We start from the raw sequence: 17,250 nt of genomic DNA, 5'->3' as shown, positions 1-17,250 counted from the left end.
AGCCGCGAGAGAATGATCACAGCGCTCGCCACGGCGAAGGTGCACCCTCTCCCCTTGTGGGAGAGGGTGGCATGATCGAGCGAAGCTCGGTCATGCCGGGTGAGGGGTCTCTCTCCACGTTTTCCCGTGCGGATGGAGACCCCTCACCCGCCTTCGATGCTTCGCATCGAAGCCACCCTCTCCCACAAGGGGAGAGGGTGCACCGTCGCTGTGGCTCGCTGAGCATCTTGATCGCTGTCGGACGACCTCACAGCCACCCGCGCCTTCGGAACTGCCAGTACAGCACGCTGCACACCGTGGCGATGAAGCCGAGCACGGCGTAGTAGCCGTATTGCCATTTCAGCTCCGGCATGTGCTCGAAATTCATGCCGTAGATGCCGGCGACCGCGGTGGGCACCGCGAGGATGGCCGCCCATGACGTCAGCCGGCGGGCGATGTCGGTCTGCTGCGCCTGGCCGGCCATCATGCTGGCTTCGAACACGAAGGCGAGGATTTCGCGCAGCGAATCCGCATCCTCCTCGGCGCGCTTGGCATGGTCGAGCACGTCGCGGAACAGCGGCGCCATCTCGGCGTCGATCGCGACATTGTCGACATGCTCGAGCCGCTTGCAGACGTCGACCACTGGGCCGACGGCGCGGCGCAGCCTGAGCAGATCGCGCCGCAGGCGATACAGACGGTCGACCTCGTGGCGCGCCAACGGACGCTGCAGCACCACCTCCTCCAACGTCTCGACCTCGGCCATGATGCTTTCGGTCACCGGTCGGTAGTTGTCGACGATGAAATCGAGGATCGCGTAGAGGATGTAGTCCTCACCCTTGGCGAGCGAGCCCGGGCAGCTCTCGCAGCGCTCGCGCACCGCGCCGTAGGATGTCGAGGCGCCGTGACGCACCGAGACGACGAAACCCGGGCCGACGAAGATATGAGTCTCGCCGAACACGATGTGGCCGTCGACCAGCTGCGCCGTCCGCGCCACGACGAACAGCGCATCGCCATAACGCTCGACCTTGGGCTGCTGATGCGCCTTGGACGCGTCCTCGATCGCGAGCTCGTGCAGGCCGAACTGATCGGCGACGCGCTGCAGCAGCTCCGCATCCGGCTCGTGCAACCCGATCCACACCACGTGGTCCGGCCGCTTGCTCCAGTCGCCGGCCTCTTCGATCGGGATGTCGGCGACGCGGCGGCCATTGGCATAGACGCCGGCCGCGACCACGCCGGGTTCGCGCGGTTCGCCGCGCGCCCGAACAGCCGGCACATCGGCTGTTGGCTGGGTCGTGACGTGACGCATGGCTCGTTCTCCGCTCTCCAGACCGACTTTCGACGCGAGGAGTCGCCGGGTCAAGCGTTGCATCAGGTTACGCCCGTGGGGCCGTCGAGCAATTGCCGGACACGCCGGACCAGGTCGGTGCGCCGGTACGGCTTGTTGATGATCTCGAACTCGCCGATGTTGGCGTCGGCGCGCTCGACCGCCGCATCGGAATAGCCGGTCGTCAGCAGCACCTTCAATTTCGGCTGGCGCTTGCGCGCCTCGCGCGCCAGCACGGTGCCGTTCATGCCGCCCGGCATCACCAGGTCAGTGAACAGCAGATCGAAGCGGACGGACAGGTCCAACTGCTCCAGCGCGGCGTGCGCGTTTTCGGCCACCTCGGTGCGATAGCCGAAATCCTCCAGGATCGAGCGCGCGAGCTCGGCCACTTCAGCACGATCCTCCACGATCAGGATGCGCTCGCTGCCGGTGCGATCCATCGCCATCTGCGGCCGCACCGACGGCAATGCGATCGCCTGCTCGGTCGCAGGAAACAACAGCTGCACGGTGGTGCCGAGTCCGACCTCGCTGTGGATGTAGGTGCTGCCGCCGGACTGCCGGGTAAAGCCATAGACCATCGCAAGCCCGAGCCCGGTGCCCTTGCCCTCCTCCTTCGTGGTGAAGAACGGCTCGGCGACGCGCGCGAGAATGTCGGGCGGGATGCCGACGCCGTCATCGGAGACCTTCAGCGCCACGTAGCGCCCACCCTTGGGCACGCCGAACCGCACGACGTCCTCCTCGGAGATCTCCTTGTTCTCGGTACGGATGGTGAGCGTGCCGCCGCGCGGCATGGCATCGCGCGCATTGACGAACAGGTTGAGCAGCGCGACCTCAGCCTGAGTCTGATCGACGCGGCTGTTCCACAGGCCGGGCTGCGCCTTGACGATGATGCGAACGTTCTCGCCGAGCGTATGCCGAGCCATCTGCACCAGCGTCTCGATCATGTTGTTGAGGTTGATCGGCCGGCTGTCGAGCCGCTGCTTGCGGGCGAACGACAACAGCTGCTGCGTCAGGGTCGCCGCGCGGTTGGCGGCGGAGCGGATGTTGTCGACGGCGCGGCGATGCCGCGGGGCGAGCTCGCTGACGGCGCCCTGCAGGGTCTCGGTATAGCCGATGATCACCTGCAGGATGTTGTTGAAGTCGTGCGCGATGCCGCCGGTGAGCTGGCCGATCGCCTCCATCTTCTGCGACTGCACCAGCGCACTTTCCGCATCGCGCCGGCGCGACACGTCGAGCTGCGAGGCGAAGAAGTAGACGAGCTCGCCGTCGCGGTTGTAGACCGGGCTGATGAACAGCGCGTTCCAGAACGCCGCGCCGTTCTTACGGTAGTTCAGGATCTCGACCGCAATGTCCTGCCGATTGGCGATCGCCGTCCTGACCGCGTCGATGGTTTCGCGGTCGGTGTCCGGCCCCTGCAGAAAGCGGCAGTTGGTTCCGACGATCTCGCCGATGCCATAGCCGGTCATTTCGAGGAAGGCGCGATTCGCGAACAGGATCGGATTGTCGTTCTGCCGCGGATCGGTGACGATCATCGGCATCCGCGTCGTCTCGACCGCGGCAAAGAAGATGTCGTGATGCTCGGTCGAGAGGTCGGATGCATCGCCGCTGTCGACGACCGCGCGATCGCGCTGCGGCTTGTGGTCTGACATCTTCCCTGCTCCGCCCTTCCAAAAGCGACACCATCGTCGCGCGGCGCCGCGCGTTCCAATCAGCGCACATCCGATATGCCGCTCGCCGGGATCGGGTTCCGCGAGGCAGGGTTGCGCGGCGGGAAGAGCGAACGACGATCACGAACATGCGAAGCCGAGTCGCGGAACCGTTTCGGTGATGACCATCGCGATAGCGGTCGAGGTCAGCTGCCGACGGCTCGACGCTGCCCGCGCAAACCGCTACATCGTCGATCCGCTTTTTGGAAAATGGGCAGGAGTCATCGTCATGGCTGGACAAAAGGTCGCGCTGGTCACCGCCGGAGGCAGCGGCATGGGCGCGGCTGCGGCACGCCGCCTCGTGGGTGACGGCTTTCACGTCGCGATCCTGTCCTCGTCCGGCAAGGGCGAGGCGCTGGCGGCCGAACTCGGCGGCCTCGGCGTCACCGGGTCGAACAAGTCCAACGACGATCTGAAGCGGCTGGTCGACGGCGCCATGAGCCGCTGGGGCCGCATCGACGTGCTGGTCAACAGTGCCGGCCACGGCCCGCGCGCGCCGATCCTGGAATTGACCGACGAGCAGTGGCACGCGGGCCTCGATACTTATCTCCTGAATGTCATCCGTCCTGCACGCCTGGTGGCGCCGATCATGCAGGCGCAGAAGGGCGGCGCGATCATCAACATCTCGACCGCCTGGACGTTCGAGCCGTCTTCGATGTTTCCGACCTCGGCGGTGTTCCGCGCCGGGCTGGCGTCGTTCACCAAGATCTTCACCGACACCTATGCGGCCGACAACATCCGGATGAACAACGTGCTGCCTGGCTGGATCGACAGCCTCCCCGCCACCGAGGAGCGCCGCAAGACCGTGCCGATGGGCCGCTACGGCAAGGCCGAGGAGATCGCCGCCACCATCGCCTTCCTGGCCTCCGACGGCGCCGCCTACATCACCGGCCAGAACATCCGAGTCGACGGCGGCCTGACGCGGAGTGTGTGAAGGATACGCTATTTCCTGACCAGCGTGTCCCAATCGGGGATCGCAACCCATGCATCGCGCCCGAGGATGTCGACATAGCGAATATCGAGCGTTGCGATGACTTCGAAGTCATCCTCATCCTGAAACAAGATGATCCGGTCTCCCGTTTTCAGGTCGAGCTCGTCGATTTGGGTAGCCAAATCGGTCTCGCGGAACTTGAGGAGCCAGCAGAGGTCCTCAGTCGTGCTGGCATTGAAATCAGTGTATATCCTGAACATGCTTCCGGGTCCGCAGCTGTCGCTATCGATCATGTCAGTGCTTCAGCCCTCTTCGCATATCAGAACATCTCGAAATATTCACGCTGCTCCCAGTCGGAGACCTCGGCATTGAAGCGCTCGATCTCGGCGTTCTTGATGAACGTGTAGTAGTCGATGAAGGTGGCGCCGAAGGCGTTGCGGAAGAACGCGTCGTCCTTCAGCGCATCGACCGCCTCGCGCAGCGATTTCGGCAGCAGGCTTGCTTTGGTCTCGTAGGGCACGTCGGCCGAGGGGCCCGGATCGAGCTTGCGGTCGATGCCGTCGAGGCCGGCTGCGACCTGCGAGGCCATGTAGAGATAGGGATTGGCGGCGGGCTCGCCGATGCGGTTTTCCAATCGCGTGGCGCGGTCGCGGGGCCCGCCGAGCACGCGGATCATGACGCCGCGGTTGTCACGGCCCCAGATGGCGCGGTCGGGCGCCAGCGAATAGGCGCGGTAGCGCCGGTAGCCGTTGATCGTGGGCGTCGAGAACAGCGCCGACGCGCGGGCGTGCGCGAGCAGGCCCGCCATGTAGTTGCGGCCGAGCTCGGAGAGGCCCTCCGTCTCGTCCGTCATGAACGCGTTGCTGCCGTCGCGCGCCACCAGCGACTGGTGCAGGTGCCAGCCCGACGACATCACGTTGGGAATGCGCGGCCGGCACATAAAGGTGGCGTGATAGCCATGGCGCTGGCAGATCTGCTTCACGGCGCTGCGGAACAGCACCATCGTATCCGCCGGTGCGAGGCCGATGCCCGGCTGCAGCACGAACTCGCATTGGCTCGGACCATATTCGAGCTCGATCGAGCGCAGCGGCAGGCCGAGCGCGACGAGATTGCTCCTGATGATCTCGAGCGCCGGCGCCATCTGATCGAAGCGCTGCTCGGTGAGATACTGATAGCCCTGCGTCAGCAGGCTGACCGTCGGCGGCACGCCGGGCTGTCCGGGCGCGCCGGCATCACCGGGCGCAAGCCTGGGATCCTCGACCTTGAAGATGTGGCACTCGACTTCGAGGCCCGCCATGAACTGATAGCCGCACGAATCGAGCGTCGCGAGCGTCGACCGCAACAGATTGCGTGTCGCGAACGGCACGGGCGCGCCATTGGAAAAATACAGATCGCACAGCACCCAGCCGGTGCCGGGCGCCCAGGGCAGCACGCGGAACGTCGTGGGATCAGCGATCATCAGCGCATCGCTGCCGCCCTGCATCTCCGTCATGCCGAAGCCGCCGCCGGCGGTGAACACCGGGAACACCGTCCGATGCGAGGTGTCCTTGGCGAGCAGCGTCGTGGTGATCGAGCAGCCGTCCTCGAGCGAGGACAGCGCGGCGTCGACCGTGAGCGCCTTGCCACGCAGGATGCCGTGCTGATCGGGGAAGGAGAAGCGGATGGTGGTGAGGCCGTGCTCCTCGGCAAGACGGCGCATGCGCGCTGCGGCGTCAGCCTGCTCGGCGGTCCACAGCTGATGCTTGGCGACGAAACTCAACGATGGCTCCTAATTAGGATGACTGATTACGCAATCGAGTCCGCAGCGTTGCGGCGGGCTCGGTCCCCGCCTCTCCCCGCCTGCGGGGAGAGGCCGGATTGCATCGTCAGATGCAATCCGGGTGAGGGGGGCCTCCGCACGGTCGGTGCCCGTGGCTGCCCCTCACCCCAGCCCTCTCCCCGTGAAGAACGGGGAGAGGGAGCGCACTGCGTTTGCCGTCCGCTCTTCTCTCACGATCGCCGATCGATGTCCCAACACGCCCAGCCTATTCCGCAGCGCTCAGATGCGGCGCGAGGCGGATGATATCAGCAGGCACCGGGGCGGCCCAGGGGGCGTTGCGGCGGCGGCGGACGTCGACGTCCATCCAGTAGGTCTCCCAGCCGCGGGTCGGGCCGATGCCGTCCATCGTCGCCGGGCCCTGCACGCTGCGCGCCGCTGACGCGTCGAGATGCAGCATCGGCGCCTCGCCGCGCGCCACCGTCTCGATCTGCTCGCGCAGCAGGCGGCGATACTGGATGATCGCCTTGTCGGACTGCCCCAGATGCTCGCGGGTGCGGTCCTGGATGCGGCCCATCGACTCCACCGCCCACTGGTCGTGCACGTTGATGTCGTTGCCCATGCCGGTGTAGGTCTCAGTCGCCTGCTCCCGCGGGTCGAAGCCGTAATCGTTGTTCTTGTTCTTGCGCGAGCGATAGTCCGGCAGCTCATAGAGCTCGAGCCGCTGCGCCCGCATCTTCGCACGGTCGACCGGCGCGCCATAGCTGGTGAAGATCGCATACCAGTAGCAGGTCTCGTCATCGACCGGCACGTGCCACTGCGTGATCGTCATCTCCGTGCTCATCGGGATCACGAAGGCATGCGGGAACAGCTGATTGGTGACGCGGACATGGGTGCGCTCGGCATCGATCTCGCGCAGGGCGATGATGCGCAGGCCGTACTCGGTGCGCTCGACATTGATGATCGGGCGATCATATTCGCGCAGCACCTTGGTCATCGGCAGCTCGCTATCGGCTGAGGCGCCGCGGAACTGCTTGCCATAGGCGGTCGAGGTGTCCTCGTCCTCGAAGAAGCGGTGCAGGAACGAGGCATGCGCCGGATCGATGCCGACCTCCAGCGCCTGCAGCCAGTTGCACTCGATCAGGCCCTTGAAGGCGAAGGTGTAGGTGTCGGGCGCGGTGAAGCAGTCGAGATCCGGAAACGCCGGGGCTGCGCCGTCGCCGAGCCAGGCCCACAGGATGCCGCCCTTCTCGACCACCGGATAGGAGCGCTGCTTGACGTTCTGGCACAGCGGCGAGCCGGCTGGTTCCGCAGGGGTCTCCAGGCACGCGCCGTCGACGTCGAACAGCCAGCCGTGGAACGCGCAGCGCAGGCCGCCGTTCTCGAGACGGCCGAAGGCGAGATCGGCGCCGCGATGCGGACAGTCGCGGTCGAGCAGTCCGTAACGGCCCTGCTCATCCTTGAAGAGCACGAAGTCCTGGCCGAGCAGCTTGACCGCGCGCACCGGGCGCTCACCCGCGAGTTCGTCTACCAAGGCGGCCGGTTGCCAGTACATCCTCATTAGTTTACCGGCAGGCGCGTTGAGTCCGATGCGCGTAATCAGGTCGTTCTGCTCCTTGCTCATCATGATGGCCGTCTCTCCTGTTCCGTCGCAAGTCGGGCGTTGTCGTCACGCGATCATCTAATAATGTTCGTTACACGAACACATGTTCGCCAAGATTAGATTCGCTTTAACTAGGGGGAAGCGCAAGTGAAAAAGCTACAACCGAAGCCGAGAGGCGAAGGGACAGCAGCTTCACTGCGGCCGAGAACAACAACAATGGATCGTGTCAGGCCGATGCCGAAACTAAAGCGGACTGAGGAGGAGAAGAAGCAAGCTCGGGGCGATGGTCCGGAGTTTGTGGAAGCGCTCGATCGCGGCTTGCGGGTGATCCAAGCCTTCAGCCGCGAGGGTCGGCCGATGACGTTGAGCAAGGCCGCCGAGCTCACAGGTCTCGCCCGCGCCACGGTGCGGCGCATCCTGCTGACGCTCAAGGCCTCCGGCCTGGTGCATGGCGACGACCGGCTGTTCTCGTTGACGCCGCGCGTGCTGCTGTTGGCATCGAGCTACCTCGCATCGAACCAGATCAACACCGTGATGCAGCCGCTGATGGACGCGACCGCGGCCGAGGCCCGCGAGGTCTGCTCGCTTGCCGTTCTCGACGGTGATCAGGTCGTGTTCATCGCGCGCGCATCAGCGACGCGGATGTTCTCCACGGGGCTCGACATCGGCTACCGGCTACCGGCCTACTGTACCTCGGTGGGTCGCGCGCTGCTCAGCCGAATGCCCGACGACCAGTTGCGCGAGGCGATCGAGCGCATGACGCTCACGGCGATGACGCCGCAGACCGTCACCGACAAGGCGGCGCTGATCGCAGCGATATCCGCCGTTCGCAGCGATGGCTACTCGCTGGTCGACGGCGAGGCCGAGGAGGGCTTCCGCTCGATCTCGGTGCCGGTCCGCCGCTACGACGGCGGCATCGTCGCCGCAGCCAATATCGGCGGGCATGTCGACCGCATCACGACCGACGAGATGAAGGAGCGCTTTCTCCCGCTCCTGAACAAGCTCGCCGCAGCCGCCCAGCCGCTGCTCGTTTGACGACATCGAAGGTGCCGGCTTCGCACGAAGCCGCACGGGACCAGCCGCAACCTTGCGCACCGAGATCGGCAGCGCCGGCGCACGAACGGCACCAGTCCGGCAGACCATCCTGACAGCACGGGCACACCGCCCACCATCGTCCAGCATCCTTCGGGCGCGCCCCGACGGAGGAGGTCGGTCGCACACCGGCGCGAATCCGGCAACCGACAGCGCGCGATGACGCCGGCATGCCCTGTCATCGTCGGATCTTCAGATGACCTCAGTCATCCAATATCGTACCGCCGCGCCATGAGCGCTTAAGTAGTTCGAATCCCGTCACGCTATCTATTAGTTGCAGATCGACATGTGGTCGAATCCTGGCGACGCCTTTCGACAGCCACAACTAATTAGCTTCGATGGCTGCTCGCTGCCCGTTCATACCGGCTGCCACGGACGTGATATTGTCGTGGCGCCAGGTTCCCACCGCCACGATTACTTGTAACCGGCTGGTAACATCACGCTACTTGCACGCGTCGCACGTTCCGACCGGTAGTAATCAGATGCGCCGCACCCGGCGCAAACGCTGGCGCCGCCATCAGATTGCCGCGAGCGCCGCAGCCGGCAGTCACCGTCGGCGCGCTTGAAGCCGGCGCCGCCGTCGGGGCACATCGTGCGGGCAAAGCCGTAGACGAGATCGTCGCTGCGGCGACGCAGCGCGAAGCGCAGGACTTCGTTGGACATCGGCAGCATCTCGCGCGTAAATAGCATGACGGGCGAGCAACACCCGCTTCGACATACGAAACGCCGTTCCAGGGGGAAGAGCCATGACTGATGCGCTGCCGCTCGTGCTGGTGCCCGGGCTGATATCGTCGCCCCGCATCTATGCGCCGGTGATCCCGGCGCTGTGGCGGCTCGGGCCTGTCATGGTGGCGAACCACATCCGCGATGACAGCATGGCCGGCATCGCCCGCCACATCCTGGCCGAGGCGCCGCCGCGCTTCGCGCTCGCGGGCCATTCGATGGGCGGCTACATCGCCTTCGAGATCATGCGCCAGGCGCCGGAGCGCGTCTCCAGGCTGGCGCTGATCAACACCCAGGCGCGGCCGGATACGCCGGAGGCGAGCGCACGCCGCCGCACCATGATCACGCGCGCGAAGGACGGCGACTATCACACCGTGGTCGACGAGCTGTTCGCAGGCTTCGTGCATCCCTCGCGCCAGGACGATCCGCGGCTGCGCCAGATGGTGCACGACATGGCCGAGGAGGTCGGCGTCCTCGGCTTCATCCGGCAGCTCACCGCGATCATGGGCCGCCCGGACTCGCGACCGACGCTGACCGCGATCCGCTGTCCGACGCTGGTACTGACCGGCGACACCGACAACACCATTCCCAACACCTTGTCAAAGGAGATGGCCGACGGCATCAGCGGCAGCTGGCTGGTCGTGCTCGACAATTGCGGCCACCTGCCGCAACCCGAGCAGCCGGAGGAAACGGCGCAGGCGCTGATGGAGTGGCTGCGAGGGTGACGCCCCGGGATGACGCGAGTGCAGGCCTGGTCAGGACAGGTCCGTGGCTCGTCCGCCATCCGGACGAGAAGCCGCGAGCAGCTTCGTCAGTATCAGTTCGACTGCACCGGATCCCCAAAGGCCGTCCCTAGGCAAGTCGCAGTCGGGATCGATCGGTCGTTCAAATTCGATCTTCCTTGGATCCGTATCCAGATAGCGGACGAGATAGGCGCGTGAGGTCAGCGGATCACGACGAACGAAATCGGGAAACGGCCAGTCCGAACGATTCCAGCTGGGGTGACCGCCCAGCACCGGCCACGAGCCGTCAATTGGTCGAAGATCTCCGCAGCGAGCAAACAAGATCGCGTCCCGAGCGGCGAGTTGCGCAAAGGATGCAGCTTCGCGAGAGATCAGCCGCGGTCCGAAGAAATAGCCGAGCAATATCTTGCGAGCCCGCAGCGGCGTGCGGGCCACAACGCCGCGCGCAAACCCGCCGTCTCTGAGCGGGACCAGGAAAACAGCGCCTTCACGATAGGTCTGCTTCACTGCCACTGAACCTGCCGCATAACGTTGGCTAAGAGCTTCCGTCAGTTGACGAAGCTGTCGCGCTGGGCTTCCCCACCTTCATCCCGTCCACGAACACATCCAGCAGCCGCAGCACGCTTTGTTGCCAGCCGGTCTGGTCGTGCATGTAGCACATGCCGATCAGGGCGCGGAGGACGTCGTCTGCGCTGATGTCGCTGCGGATCTCGCCGGCATCGACGGCGCGGACGAGCAGCGCGCCGATCGAGCGGGTGAGATGGCCCTGCGAATAGGCGATGAGTTCGGAATTGGCGTTCATCACGATCGCCAGCGCCGCGATCATGCCCTTCTTGGTCGCGACGAACTGCACCGTCGAGCGCAGCCAGCGCCTGAGCGCCTCGACCGGCGACGGCTCGGCCTTCAGCTCTTCGGCAAGCTCGGCGAGCTGCTCGACCTCGCGGCGATACACCGCTTCGAACAGGTCGTCGCGGGTGGGGAAATGGCGATACAGCGTGCCGATGCCGACGCCGGCCTGGCGTGCCACCGCCTCCAGGCTGGCCTCGGCGCCGCCGACGCTGAACACCGCCTTGGCCGCCTCCAGCACGCGCTCGCGGTTGCGCTGCGCGTCGGCGCGCGGCTTGCGATGGCGCTCTTGTGGTTTCGTCTCCATCTCACCAGCTCTTGATGACGGACCGTTCATGTCCCCTTGCTAAACGGAGGATGCCTCCGTATAACTAGACCTGCCACCCGGGACAGCCAACCTTGCTCAGCTCGTCGTCCCGCGGTCGCTGGATCTGGACGGACGACCGCCCGTAAGGCGGCGTTCGCTGCGATCCGATTAGGCCATCGCTTCGATCGGAACAACGCATGAATTGGACTGTCAGACTCACCGTCAACGGTGAGCCGCGAACCCTTGCGCTCGACGACCCCAGGGTCACGCTGCTCGACCTCCTGCGCGAGCGCCTCCACCTCACCGGCACCAAGAAGGGCTGCGACCGCGGCCAGTGCGGCGCCTGTACCGTCCTGGTCGACGGCCGCCGCATCAATTCCTGCCTGACGCTCGCCGTCAGTCTCGACGGCGCCGCCATCACCACCATCGAAGGCCTCGCGCAGGGTGATCAGCTGCATCCCGTGCAGGAGGCGTTCATCGCCCACGACGCCCTGCAATGCGGCTTCTGCACGCCGGGCCAGATCATGAGCGCGGTCGGCCTCATCCAAGAAGGCCACGCCGGCAATGATCCCGAGCGCGTGCGCGAGGGCATGAGCGGCAATCTGTGCCGCTGCAGCGCCTATGTCGGGATCGTCGAGGCGGTGCTCGACGCCCAGGCGACGCTCGCCAATGACAAGGAGCGCGCGGCATGAACCGGTTCGATTACGTCAAGCCGACAACGGTCGCAGACGCGATCGCGGCGGCCAGCGCGCCGGGCGCGGCCTATCTCGCCTCGGGAACCAATCTGCTCGACCTGATGAAGGGCAATGTCGTCAGGCCGGCGCGGCTGGTCGACATCACAGAGATCAAGGAGCTGACGCGGATCGAGACGTCAGGCAGCGGCGATCTCAGGATCGGCGCGCTGGTGCGTAATGCCGATCTCGCCCATGACGCAAGCTTTGCGCGCGATTATCCGGCGGTGGCGGAGGCGCTGCTGTCGGGCGCATCCGCGCAGCTGCGCAATGCTGCGACCGTCGGCGGCAATCTGCTGCAGCGGACGCGCTGCGCCTATTTCTACGACACGGCGTCGGCCTGCAACAAGCGCAACCCCGGCGCGGGCTGCGATGCCCGCGATGGCGACAACCACCAGCACGCCGTGCTCGGCTGGAGCGAGGCCTGCATCGCGACCAACCCGTCCGACTTCTGCGTGCCGCTCGCGGCGTTCGATTCCGTCGTCGAAATCGAAGGCGCGGCCGGTCGGCGCGAAGTCGCGCTGGACGCGCTGCATCTGTTGCCCGGCACCACGCCGGAGCATGAGACCGTGCTCGCGCCTGGCGAGATCATCGTCGCGATCCGCCTGCCCGCCGCCGCGCGCGCCTTCGCCAGGCATGCGCGCTATCTGAAGGTCCGCGAGCGCAATTCCTACGCGTTCGCCATCGTCTCCGCTGCGGCTGGCCTGGTGATCGAGGACGGCAGCATCAGGCAAGCGCGTCTCGCGCTCGGCGGCGTCGCGGCCAAGCCGTGGCGCGCGCACGAGGCGGAATCTCTGATCGCTGGACAGAAGGCCGATGCACGCGTGTTCGAGCAGGCTGCGGACGCTGCGCTCGGCGCGGCGAACGCCTCCGGCGACAACGCCTACAAGATCCCACTCGCACGCCAGCTGATCGTGCGCGCGCTGGCCGCTGCTGCCCAGGGCACGCCATCGCGCATGCCGGCGCTGCCGGCCTCTCCCTTCTCCTCCGTTCCAGGAGTGCTTCATGACGCCTGAGCTCAACCCGACCCGCGATCCCGCCCACATCCGCCACGGCTCCAACATCGGCCAGCCGCTGTCGCGCGTGGATGGTCTCGCCAAGGTCACTGGGCGCGCGACCTACGCCGCCGACAACAATCCGCCCGGCCTGCTCTATGCGGTGCTGGCCGTCTCCAGCATCGCGCGTGGCCGCGTTACCGCGCTGGACGTCGACGCGGCCAAGGCGCATCCGGGCGTGGTCGAGGTGATGACCTCGGCCAACCGTCCTGCTTTGGCTGCCGATCCCGACGGCAAGCCGAACCCGTTCGCGTTCCGATTCGAAGCGCTGCAGAACGACCGCGTACGCTACGCCAACCAGGTGATCGCGGTCGTGGTTGCCGAAAGCCTCGAAGCTGCGACCGAAGGGGCCGCACTGCTCGCCCCGCGCTATCAGGCCGAGCCGGCGCGCATCGGCCTCGATGCCAGCAAGGCCTATGTGCCGCCGGTCGTCGGCATGGGCTTTCCCGCCGAGAGCCACCATGGCGACGTCGAGGCCGCGCTCGCCGGCAGCGACAAGCAGGTCACGGCGACGTATGAGACGCCGCCGCATTATCACAACGCGATGGAGCCGCATGCCATCGTCGCGGAATGGCAGGGCGACAAGCTCGTCGTGGACACGCCGACCCAGGGCCTCGTGATGATGCGCGGCCGCCTTGCGGAGCTGTTCGGGATTGCCCCGGAGAACATCCTGATCCGCAGCCCGTTTCTCGGCGGCGGTTTTGGCGGCAAGGGCTTCATCGCCGGCCCGCAGATCCTCGGCATTCTCGCCGCGAAGATGACCGGGCGTCCGGTCAAGCTCGTCGTTCGCCGCGAGCAGCTCTACGGCCCGTTCGGCCACCGCTCGCCGACAAGGCAGACTTTGCGGCTCGGCGCCAGCGCCGCGGGGCAGCTCGCGGGCATTCATCATCACGCCCGGGTCGCGACCTCGAGCTTCGAGGACTTCTACGAGTCCGCGGCGCATCTCACGCACACGCTGTATGCCGCGCCAGCGATCGCCACGACGTACGACGCAGTCCGCATGGACACCGGCACGCCGCTGTTCGTGCGCGCGCCGGGCATCGCGCCGGGATCGATCGCGCTTGAGAGCGCGGTCGACGAGATGGCCGAGGCCTGCGGCCTCGATCCGCTGGCGTTCCGGGTGAAGAACTATGCCGAGGTCGAGCCCTCGACCGGCAAGCCGTTCTCCTCCAAGGCGCTGCGTGACTGCTACACCCAAGGCGCTGAACGTTTCGGCTGGGGGAAGCGGCCGCTGCAGCCGCGGATGATGCGCGACAAGGACGGCTTCCTGGTCGGCTGGGGCATGGGCACCGCGACGTTCCATGCGCTGATGTTCGCCGGCCAGGCGCGCGCCGTGATCCGGCGCGACGGCAGCGGCATCGTCGAGAGCGGCGCCCACGACATGGGCCAGGGCGCATGGACCGCGTTCGCGCAGATCGCAGCCGACTCGCTGGCGCTGGAGCGCGATCAGGTCACCTTCAAGGCCGGCACCTCCGATCTGCCCGATGCCGGCATCGCCGGCGGCTCGGCGCACACCGCAACCGTTGGAACCGCGATCCACAACGCCGGCGCGGCGGTCATCGCCAAGCTCGCCGAACTGGCCACCTCGGATCAGCGCTCGCCGCTGTTCGGCGCCGGCAATGCGGGCGTAATCGCGCGCCAGGGGCGGCTGCTGCGGCGTGACGACGAGGGTCGCGGCGAGAGCTATGCCGACATCCTCGCGCGCGCGGGCCTCGACCAAGTCGAGGGCTCGGGCAGCGGCGTGCCGGATCCGGCCGCCAACGAGCAATACGCGATGCATTCGCACGGCGCCGTCTTCGCAGAGGTGAAGGTCGACCCCGATCTCGGCCAGGTGCGGGTGACGCGCATGGTCGGCGCCTTCGCGGCGGGGCGGATCATCAATCCGAAGCTGGTGAACAGCCAACTGATCGGCGGCATGATCTGGGGCATCTCGCTGGCGCTGCACGAGGAGGCGGTCACCGACCGCCGCACCGGGCGGATCATGAACGCCAATCTCGGCGAGTATCATGTGCCGGTGAATGCCGACGTACCGGCGATCGAAGCGTTCACCGTCGCGGAGCACGATCCGTTCGTGAACCCGCTCGGCATCAAGGGCGTCGGCGAGATCGGCATCACCGGCTCGGCAGGCGCCGTCGCCAACGCGGTGGCGCATGCGACGGGCATTCGCGTCAGGCGCTTCCCGGTGCGGATCGCTGATCTGGTGAAGCGGTGAGCTGAACCCCGCGTCGCCTCTCCAAATGACAAAAGGCGCGCTCACCCGGAGCGCGCCTTCCGCTCGTCATCGTAACATCACGCCGCCTGCCGCGCGAAGGTCCGCCTGAACCACGACAGGAACGCCTCGCGGTTCTGGCCCGGCTCGAACTCGACATGCAGCGCGTCCTTGTCGCGACCACGGACCTCATAGGCCACACTGCCGTCGAAGCCGCTGAATTCCATGACGCCGCGATCGCCGATGCTCCCCTCGGGCTGGAAGCGGAACCAGGCGCCGCCTTCGGAGATATCCACCAGATCGGCTTTTACGGGGCCCTTGCGATCGTCGACGACCTTGATCGGCAGGCTCGATCTGAGCCGCGGCGACTGCCGGCGATCCGCCTCCGTCGTGGTGGTCCTGACCACCTTCACCAGCGTGGCCTTCAGCGCCGTCAGGCTGGAGGCCACATTGCCGATCGCGCCGCGCACCTCGGCGGCGCGATCGTTGACCATCCCGGCGTCCTTGCCGACATTGCCGATCTTCGCCGAGACATCGCGCGCGGCATCGGCCGAGGAGTGAACCGACCGGCTGATTTCCTGGGTCGCCGCGTGCTGCTCCTCCATCGCGGCGGCGATCGAGGCCGCCACCTCGTCGATCTCGGCAATTTGGCTGCCGATGCCTTCGACCACGTCGATGGTCGCCTGCGTGGTGGTCTGCACCTCGCCGATCAGGCGCGAGATCTCCTCCGTCGACTTGGCGGTCTGATCGGACAGCGACTTGACCTCCGCCGCAACCACTGCGAAGCCGCGCCCAGCATCGCCGGCACGGGCCGCCTCGATGGTGGCGTTGAGCGCCAGCAGATTGGTCTGCTCGGCGATGCCGCCGATCAGGTTCGAGACCTCGGCGATCTTGTCGACCGCCTTGGTCAGCGACATCATCGTCGACTTCGCCTTCTCACGTCCGGTGACGGCCGATTTGGTGATGGTGCTGGCGCGCGCAACCTGGCTCGAGATTTCACGGATCGCCGAGCTGAGCTGCTCGGACGCCGCCGACACGGTTTGGGCATTGGCGAGCGACTGCTCGGAGGCCGCCGCGACGGACTGCGCGTCCGACGATAGTTCATGGGCGAGGTCCGAAAGACCGCTGGCGACCGCCTCGACCTGGCGCGACGCCCCCGCTGCCGCCTCGACCGACGTGCCGGTCTCGCGCTCGATCACCTCGGCCATGTCGAGCATGGCCCTCTTCTTCACCTGCTCCGCCTCGGTGCGATCACGCTCCTGCTTGTCGCGCAACTCGCCGTTCTCCAGCGCGTTGTTCTTGAAAATGCTGAGCGCGCGCGCCATCGCCCCGATCTCGTCGCCACGCTGCGAATAGGGAATGTCGGCCGACAGCTCTCCGGTCGCGATCCGCCGCATCAGGCCGGTCATGCGCGACAGCGGACGGACCACGCCCATCACCAGGCCCGTCATGCCGCCGACCACCAGCGCCAGGACGATGCCGGCGACGGTCCAGACCACGACAGAGATGCTGCGATCCTGGTCCGCGGCCTGGGCTTCGATGTCCGAATTCAGCTTGTTGGCCTTTTCGACCAGCACGTCGATGAAGGCGCGATGTGCGGCGTATGCGCCGCTCAGCCGGGCATAGGCCGCATCGGCCTTCGTCATGTCGCCGGCGCGCAGCGCCGGGACGAGCTCGCCTTCGGCGGCCTGCCAGAACTTGCGGACCTCGGCATCGGATCGGTCGACCAGCAGCGTCTTCAGATCGGGCTCGAGCGCCGAGCCGGCCCAGAACGTCTTGCGATCCTCATAGTCCTTCTTGAGCTGCGCCAGCTTCTTGACGTGCTCATCCGCGTTCTTGGGATTGCGCAGCGCCAGCGTCGCTTCGAGATAGGCTTCCAGCACATATTCCGGCGGCGGCAGAATGTCGGCCACCAGATCGTTGCCCAGCTTGATCTTGCTGTAGAGCGGCCCGCCGACCTTCAGCTCGCGCAGCGCATAGGCGCTGGTCAGGACCACGGCACCGAAGCCGAGCGCGAGCACGAGGCCAAACACCGCGATGATCGCGGAAATCGAGAGGCGCGTCTTCATGGCGAACAAATCATTCCCGGTTGGACCCCGTGATCGGGGTTAAAGGTAAGCCAGCCCCGTCTCCATTGACGAGATCACGGCTGGGAATGCCGGCGTCGAATTCAACCGCGTCAGGATGAACAGGTCGTGTTCAAGTTGTGTAAATTTTCTCCTCCGTAGAATTGCGGTCTCGGCGC

15 protein-coding genes are annotated in these 17,250 nt (G+C 66.3%); 6 read left to right on the top strand and 9 right to left on the bottom strand.

Annotated features, from left to right (window positions below):
- Nucleotides 1-247: 247 nt before the first annotated feature.
- Nucleotides 248-1,285: a magnesium/cobalt transporter CorA gene (corA, locus tag ACQR07_RS09575; protein ID WP_434902053.1), complete on the bottom strand. Its 1,038-nt coding sequence runs from the start codon at nucleotides 1,283-1,285 to the stop codon at nucleotides 248-250.
- A 62-nt stretch (nucleotides 1,286-1,347) separates the two neighbouring features.
- Nucleotides 1,348-2,952: a hybrid sensor histidine kinase/response regulator gene (locus tag ACQR07_RS09570; RefSeq protein ID WP_434902052.1), complete on the bottom strand. Its 1,605-nt coding sequence runs from the start codon at nucleotides 2,950-2,952 to the stop codon at nucleotides 1,348-1,350.
- A 286-nt stretch (nucleotides 2,953-3,238) separates the two neighbouring features.
- On the opposite strand from ACQR07_RS09570, the gene ACQR07_RS09565 reads away from it, so the two are divergent.
- Complete coding sequence (locus ACQR07_RS09565) at nucleotides 3,239-3,943, top strand: SDR family oxidoreductase (protein ID WP_434902051.1); 705 nt, start codon at nucleotides 3,239-3,241, stop codon at nucleotides 3,941-3,943.
- A gap of 8 nt (nucleotides 3,944-3,951) precedes the next feature.
- On the opposite strand, the gene ACQR07_RS09560 is transcribed toward ACQR07_RS09565, so the two are convergent.
- From ACQR07_RS09560 to ACQR07_RS09550, 3 genes are all read right to left on the bottom strand, one after another.
- Nucleotides 3,952-4,233, bottom strand: coding sequence for a hypothetical protein (locus ACQR07_RS09560; RefSeq protein ID WP_434902050.1), 282 nt, complete (start codon nucleotides 4,231-4,233; stop codon nucleotides 3,952-3,954).
- Nucleotides 4,234-4,259: 26 nt separating this feature from the next.
- Nucleotides 4,260-5,699: a glutamine synthetase family protein gene (locus tag ACQR07_RS09555; protein ID WP_434902049.1), complete on the bottom strand. Its 1,440-nt coding sequence runs from the start codon at nucleotides 5,697-5,699 to the stop codon at nucleotides 4,260-4,262.
- Between the two features lie 265 nt (nucleotides 5,700-5,964).
- Nucleotides 5,965-7,323, bottom strand: a complete 1,359-nt coding sequence (locus tag ACQR07_RS09550; RefSeq protein WP_434902048.1) for a Rieske 2Fe-2S domain-containing protein — start codon at nucleotides 7,321-7,323, stop codon at nucleotides 5,965-5,967.
- Between the two features lie 210 nt (nucleotides 7,324-7,533).
- On the opposite strand from ACQR07_RS09550, the gene ACQR07_RS09545 reads away from it, so the two are divergent.
- On the top strand, nucleotides 7,534-8,334 hold the full coding sequence (locus ACQR07_RS09545; RefSeq protein ID WP_434902047.1) for an IclR family transcriptional regulator domain-containing protein: 801 nt from the start codon (nucleotides 7,534-7,536) through the stop codon (nucleotides 8,332-8,334).
- A 471-nt stretch (nucleotides 8,335-8,805) separates the two neighbouring features.
- Here the strand turns inward: ACQR07_RS09545 and ACQR07_RS09540 are convergent, their stop codons facing one another.
- Nucleotides 8,806-9,054, bottom strand: a complete 249-nt coding sequence (locus ACQR07_RS09540) for a hypothetical protein (RefSeq protein WP_434902046.1) — start codon at nucleotides 9,052-9,054, stop codon at nucleotides 8,806-8,808.
- Nucleotides 9,055-9,137: 83 nt separating this feature from the next.
- On the opposite strand from ACQR07_RS09540, the gene ACQR07_RS09535 reads away from it, so the two are divergent.
- Entirely contained in the window at nucleotides 9,138-9,839 is a 702-nt protein-coding gene (locus tag ACQR07_RS09535; protein ID WP_434902045.1) for an alpha/beta fold hydrolase, read from the top strand.
- Nucleotides 9,840-9,869: 30 nt separating this feature from the next.
- On the opposite strand, the gene ACQR07_RS09530 is transcribed toward ACQR07_RS09535, so the two are convergent.
- Entirely contained in the window at nucleotides 9,870-10,364 is a 495-nt protein-coding gene (locus ACQR07_RS09530) for an immunity 26/phosphotriesterase HocA family protein (protein ID WP_434902044.1), read from the bottom strand.
- Between the two features lie 28 nt (nucleotides 10,365-10,392).
- Nucleotides 10,393-11,010, bottom strand: a complete 618-nt coding sequence (locus ACQR07_RS09525; RefSeq protein WP_434902043.1) for a TetR/AcrR family transcriptional regulator — start codon at nucleotides 11,008-11,010, stop codon at nucleotides 10,393-10,395.
- 197 nt (nucleotides 11,011-11,207) lie between these two features.
- Between ACQR07_RS09525 and ACQR07_RS09520 the strand changes: the two genes are divergently transcribed.
- From ACQR07_RS09520 to ACQR07_RS09510, 3 genes are read left to right on the top strand one after another with little or no spacing between them, the layout of a single operon-like run.
- Nucleotides 11,208-11,702, top strand: a complete 495-nt coding sequence (locus ACQR07_RS09520; protein WP_434902042.1) for a (2Fe-2S)-binding protein — start codon at nucleotides 11,208-11,210, stop codon at nucleotides 11,700-11,702.
- Complete coding sequence (locus tag ACQR07_RS09515; protein ID WP_434902041.1) at nucleotides 11,699-12,757, top strand: FAD binding domain-containing protein; 1,059 nt, start codon at nucleotides 11,699-11,701, stop codon at nucleotides 12,755-12,757. The genes ACQR07_RS09520 and ACQR07_RS09515 overlap by 4 nt, the downstream gene beginning before the upstream one ends.
- Nucleotides 12,747-15,008, top strand: coding sequence for a xanthine dehydrogenase family protein molybdopterin-binding subunit (locus ACQR07_RS09510; protein WP_434902040.1), 2,262 nt, complete (start codon nucleotides 12,747-12,749; stop codon nucleotides 15,006-15,008). Before ACQR07_RS09515 ends, ACQR07_RS09510 begins: the two co-directional genes overlap by 11 nt.
- A 77-nt stretch (nucleotides 15,009-15,085) precedes the next feature.
- Here the strand turns inward: ACQR07_RS09510 and ACQR07_RS09505 are convergent, their stop codons facing one another.
- Nucleotides 15,086-17,074, bottom strand: coding sequence for a methyl-accepting chemotaxis protein (locus tag ACQR07_RS09505; protein WP_434902039.1), 1,989 nt, complete (start codon nucleotides 17,072-17,074; stop codon nucleotides 15,086-15,088).
- Nucleotides 17,075-17,250 lie beyond the last annotated feature (176 nt).

Origin of the sequence: Bradyrhizobium sp. HKCCYLS20291 (assembly GCF_051167715.1) — a bacterium.
Taxonomy (GTDB): Bacteria; Pseudomonadota; Alphaproteobacteria; order Rhizobiales; family Xanthobacteraceae; genus Bradyrhizobium.
This window is presented reverse-complemented; position numbering and strand designations above follow the sequence as displayed.

Coding starts and splice junctions, on each gene's coding strand:
- corA (WP_434902053.1), bottom strand. CDS start 1,285: ATGCGTCACGTCACGACCCAGCCAACAGCCGATGTGCCGGCTGTTCGG.
- ACQR07_RS09570 (WP_434902052.1), bottom strand. CDS start 2,952: ATGTCAGACCACAAGCCGCAGCGCGATCGCGCGGTCGTCGACAGCGGC.
- ACQR07_RS09565 (WP_434902051.1), top strand. CDS start 3,239: ATGGCTGGACAAAAGGTCGCGCTGGTCACCGCCGGAGGCAGCGGCATG.
- ACQR07_RS09560 (WP_434902050.1), bottom strand. CDS start 4,233: ATGATCGATAGCGACAGCTGCGGACCCGGAAGCATGTTCAGGATATAC.
- ACQR07_RS09550 (WP_434902048.1), bottom strand. CDS start 7,323: ATGATGAGCAAGGAGCAGAACGACCTGATTACGCGCATCGGACTCAAC.
- ACQR07_RS09545 (WP_434902047.1), top strand. CDS start 7,534: ATGCCGAAACTAAAGCGGACTGAGGAGGAGAAGAAGCAAGCTCGGGGC.
- ACQR07_RS09540 (WP_434902046.1), bottom strand. CDS start 9,054: ATGTCCAACGAAGTCCTGCGCTTCGCGCTGCGTCGCCGCAGCGACGAT.
- ACQR07_RS09535 (WP_434902045.1), top strand. CDS start 9,138: ATGACTGATGCGCTGCCGCTCGTGCTGGTGCCCGGGCTGATATCGTCG.
- ACQR07_RS09525 (WP_434902043.1), bottom strand. CDS start 11,010: ATGGAGACGAAACCACAAGAGCGCCATCGCAAGCCGCGCGCCGACGCG.
- ACQR07_RS09520 (WP_434902042.1), top strand. CDS start 11,208: ATGAATTGGACTGTCAGACTCACCGTCAACGGTGAGCCGCGAACCCTT.
- ACQR07_RS09515 (WP_434902041.1), top strand. CDS start 11,699: ATGAACCGGTTCGATTACGTCAAGCCGACAACGGTCGCAGACGCGATC.
- ACQR07_RS09510 (WP_434902040.1), top strand. CDS start 12,747: ATGACGCCTGAGCTCAACCCGACCCGCGATCCCGCCCACATCCGCCAC.
- ACQR07_RS09505 (WP_434902039.1), bottom strand. CDS start 17,074: ATGAAGACGCGCCTCTCGATTTCCGCGATCATCGCGGTGTTTGGCCTC.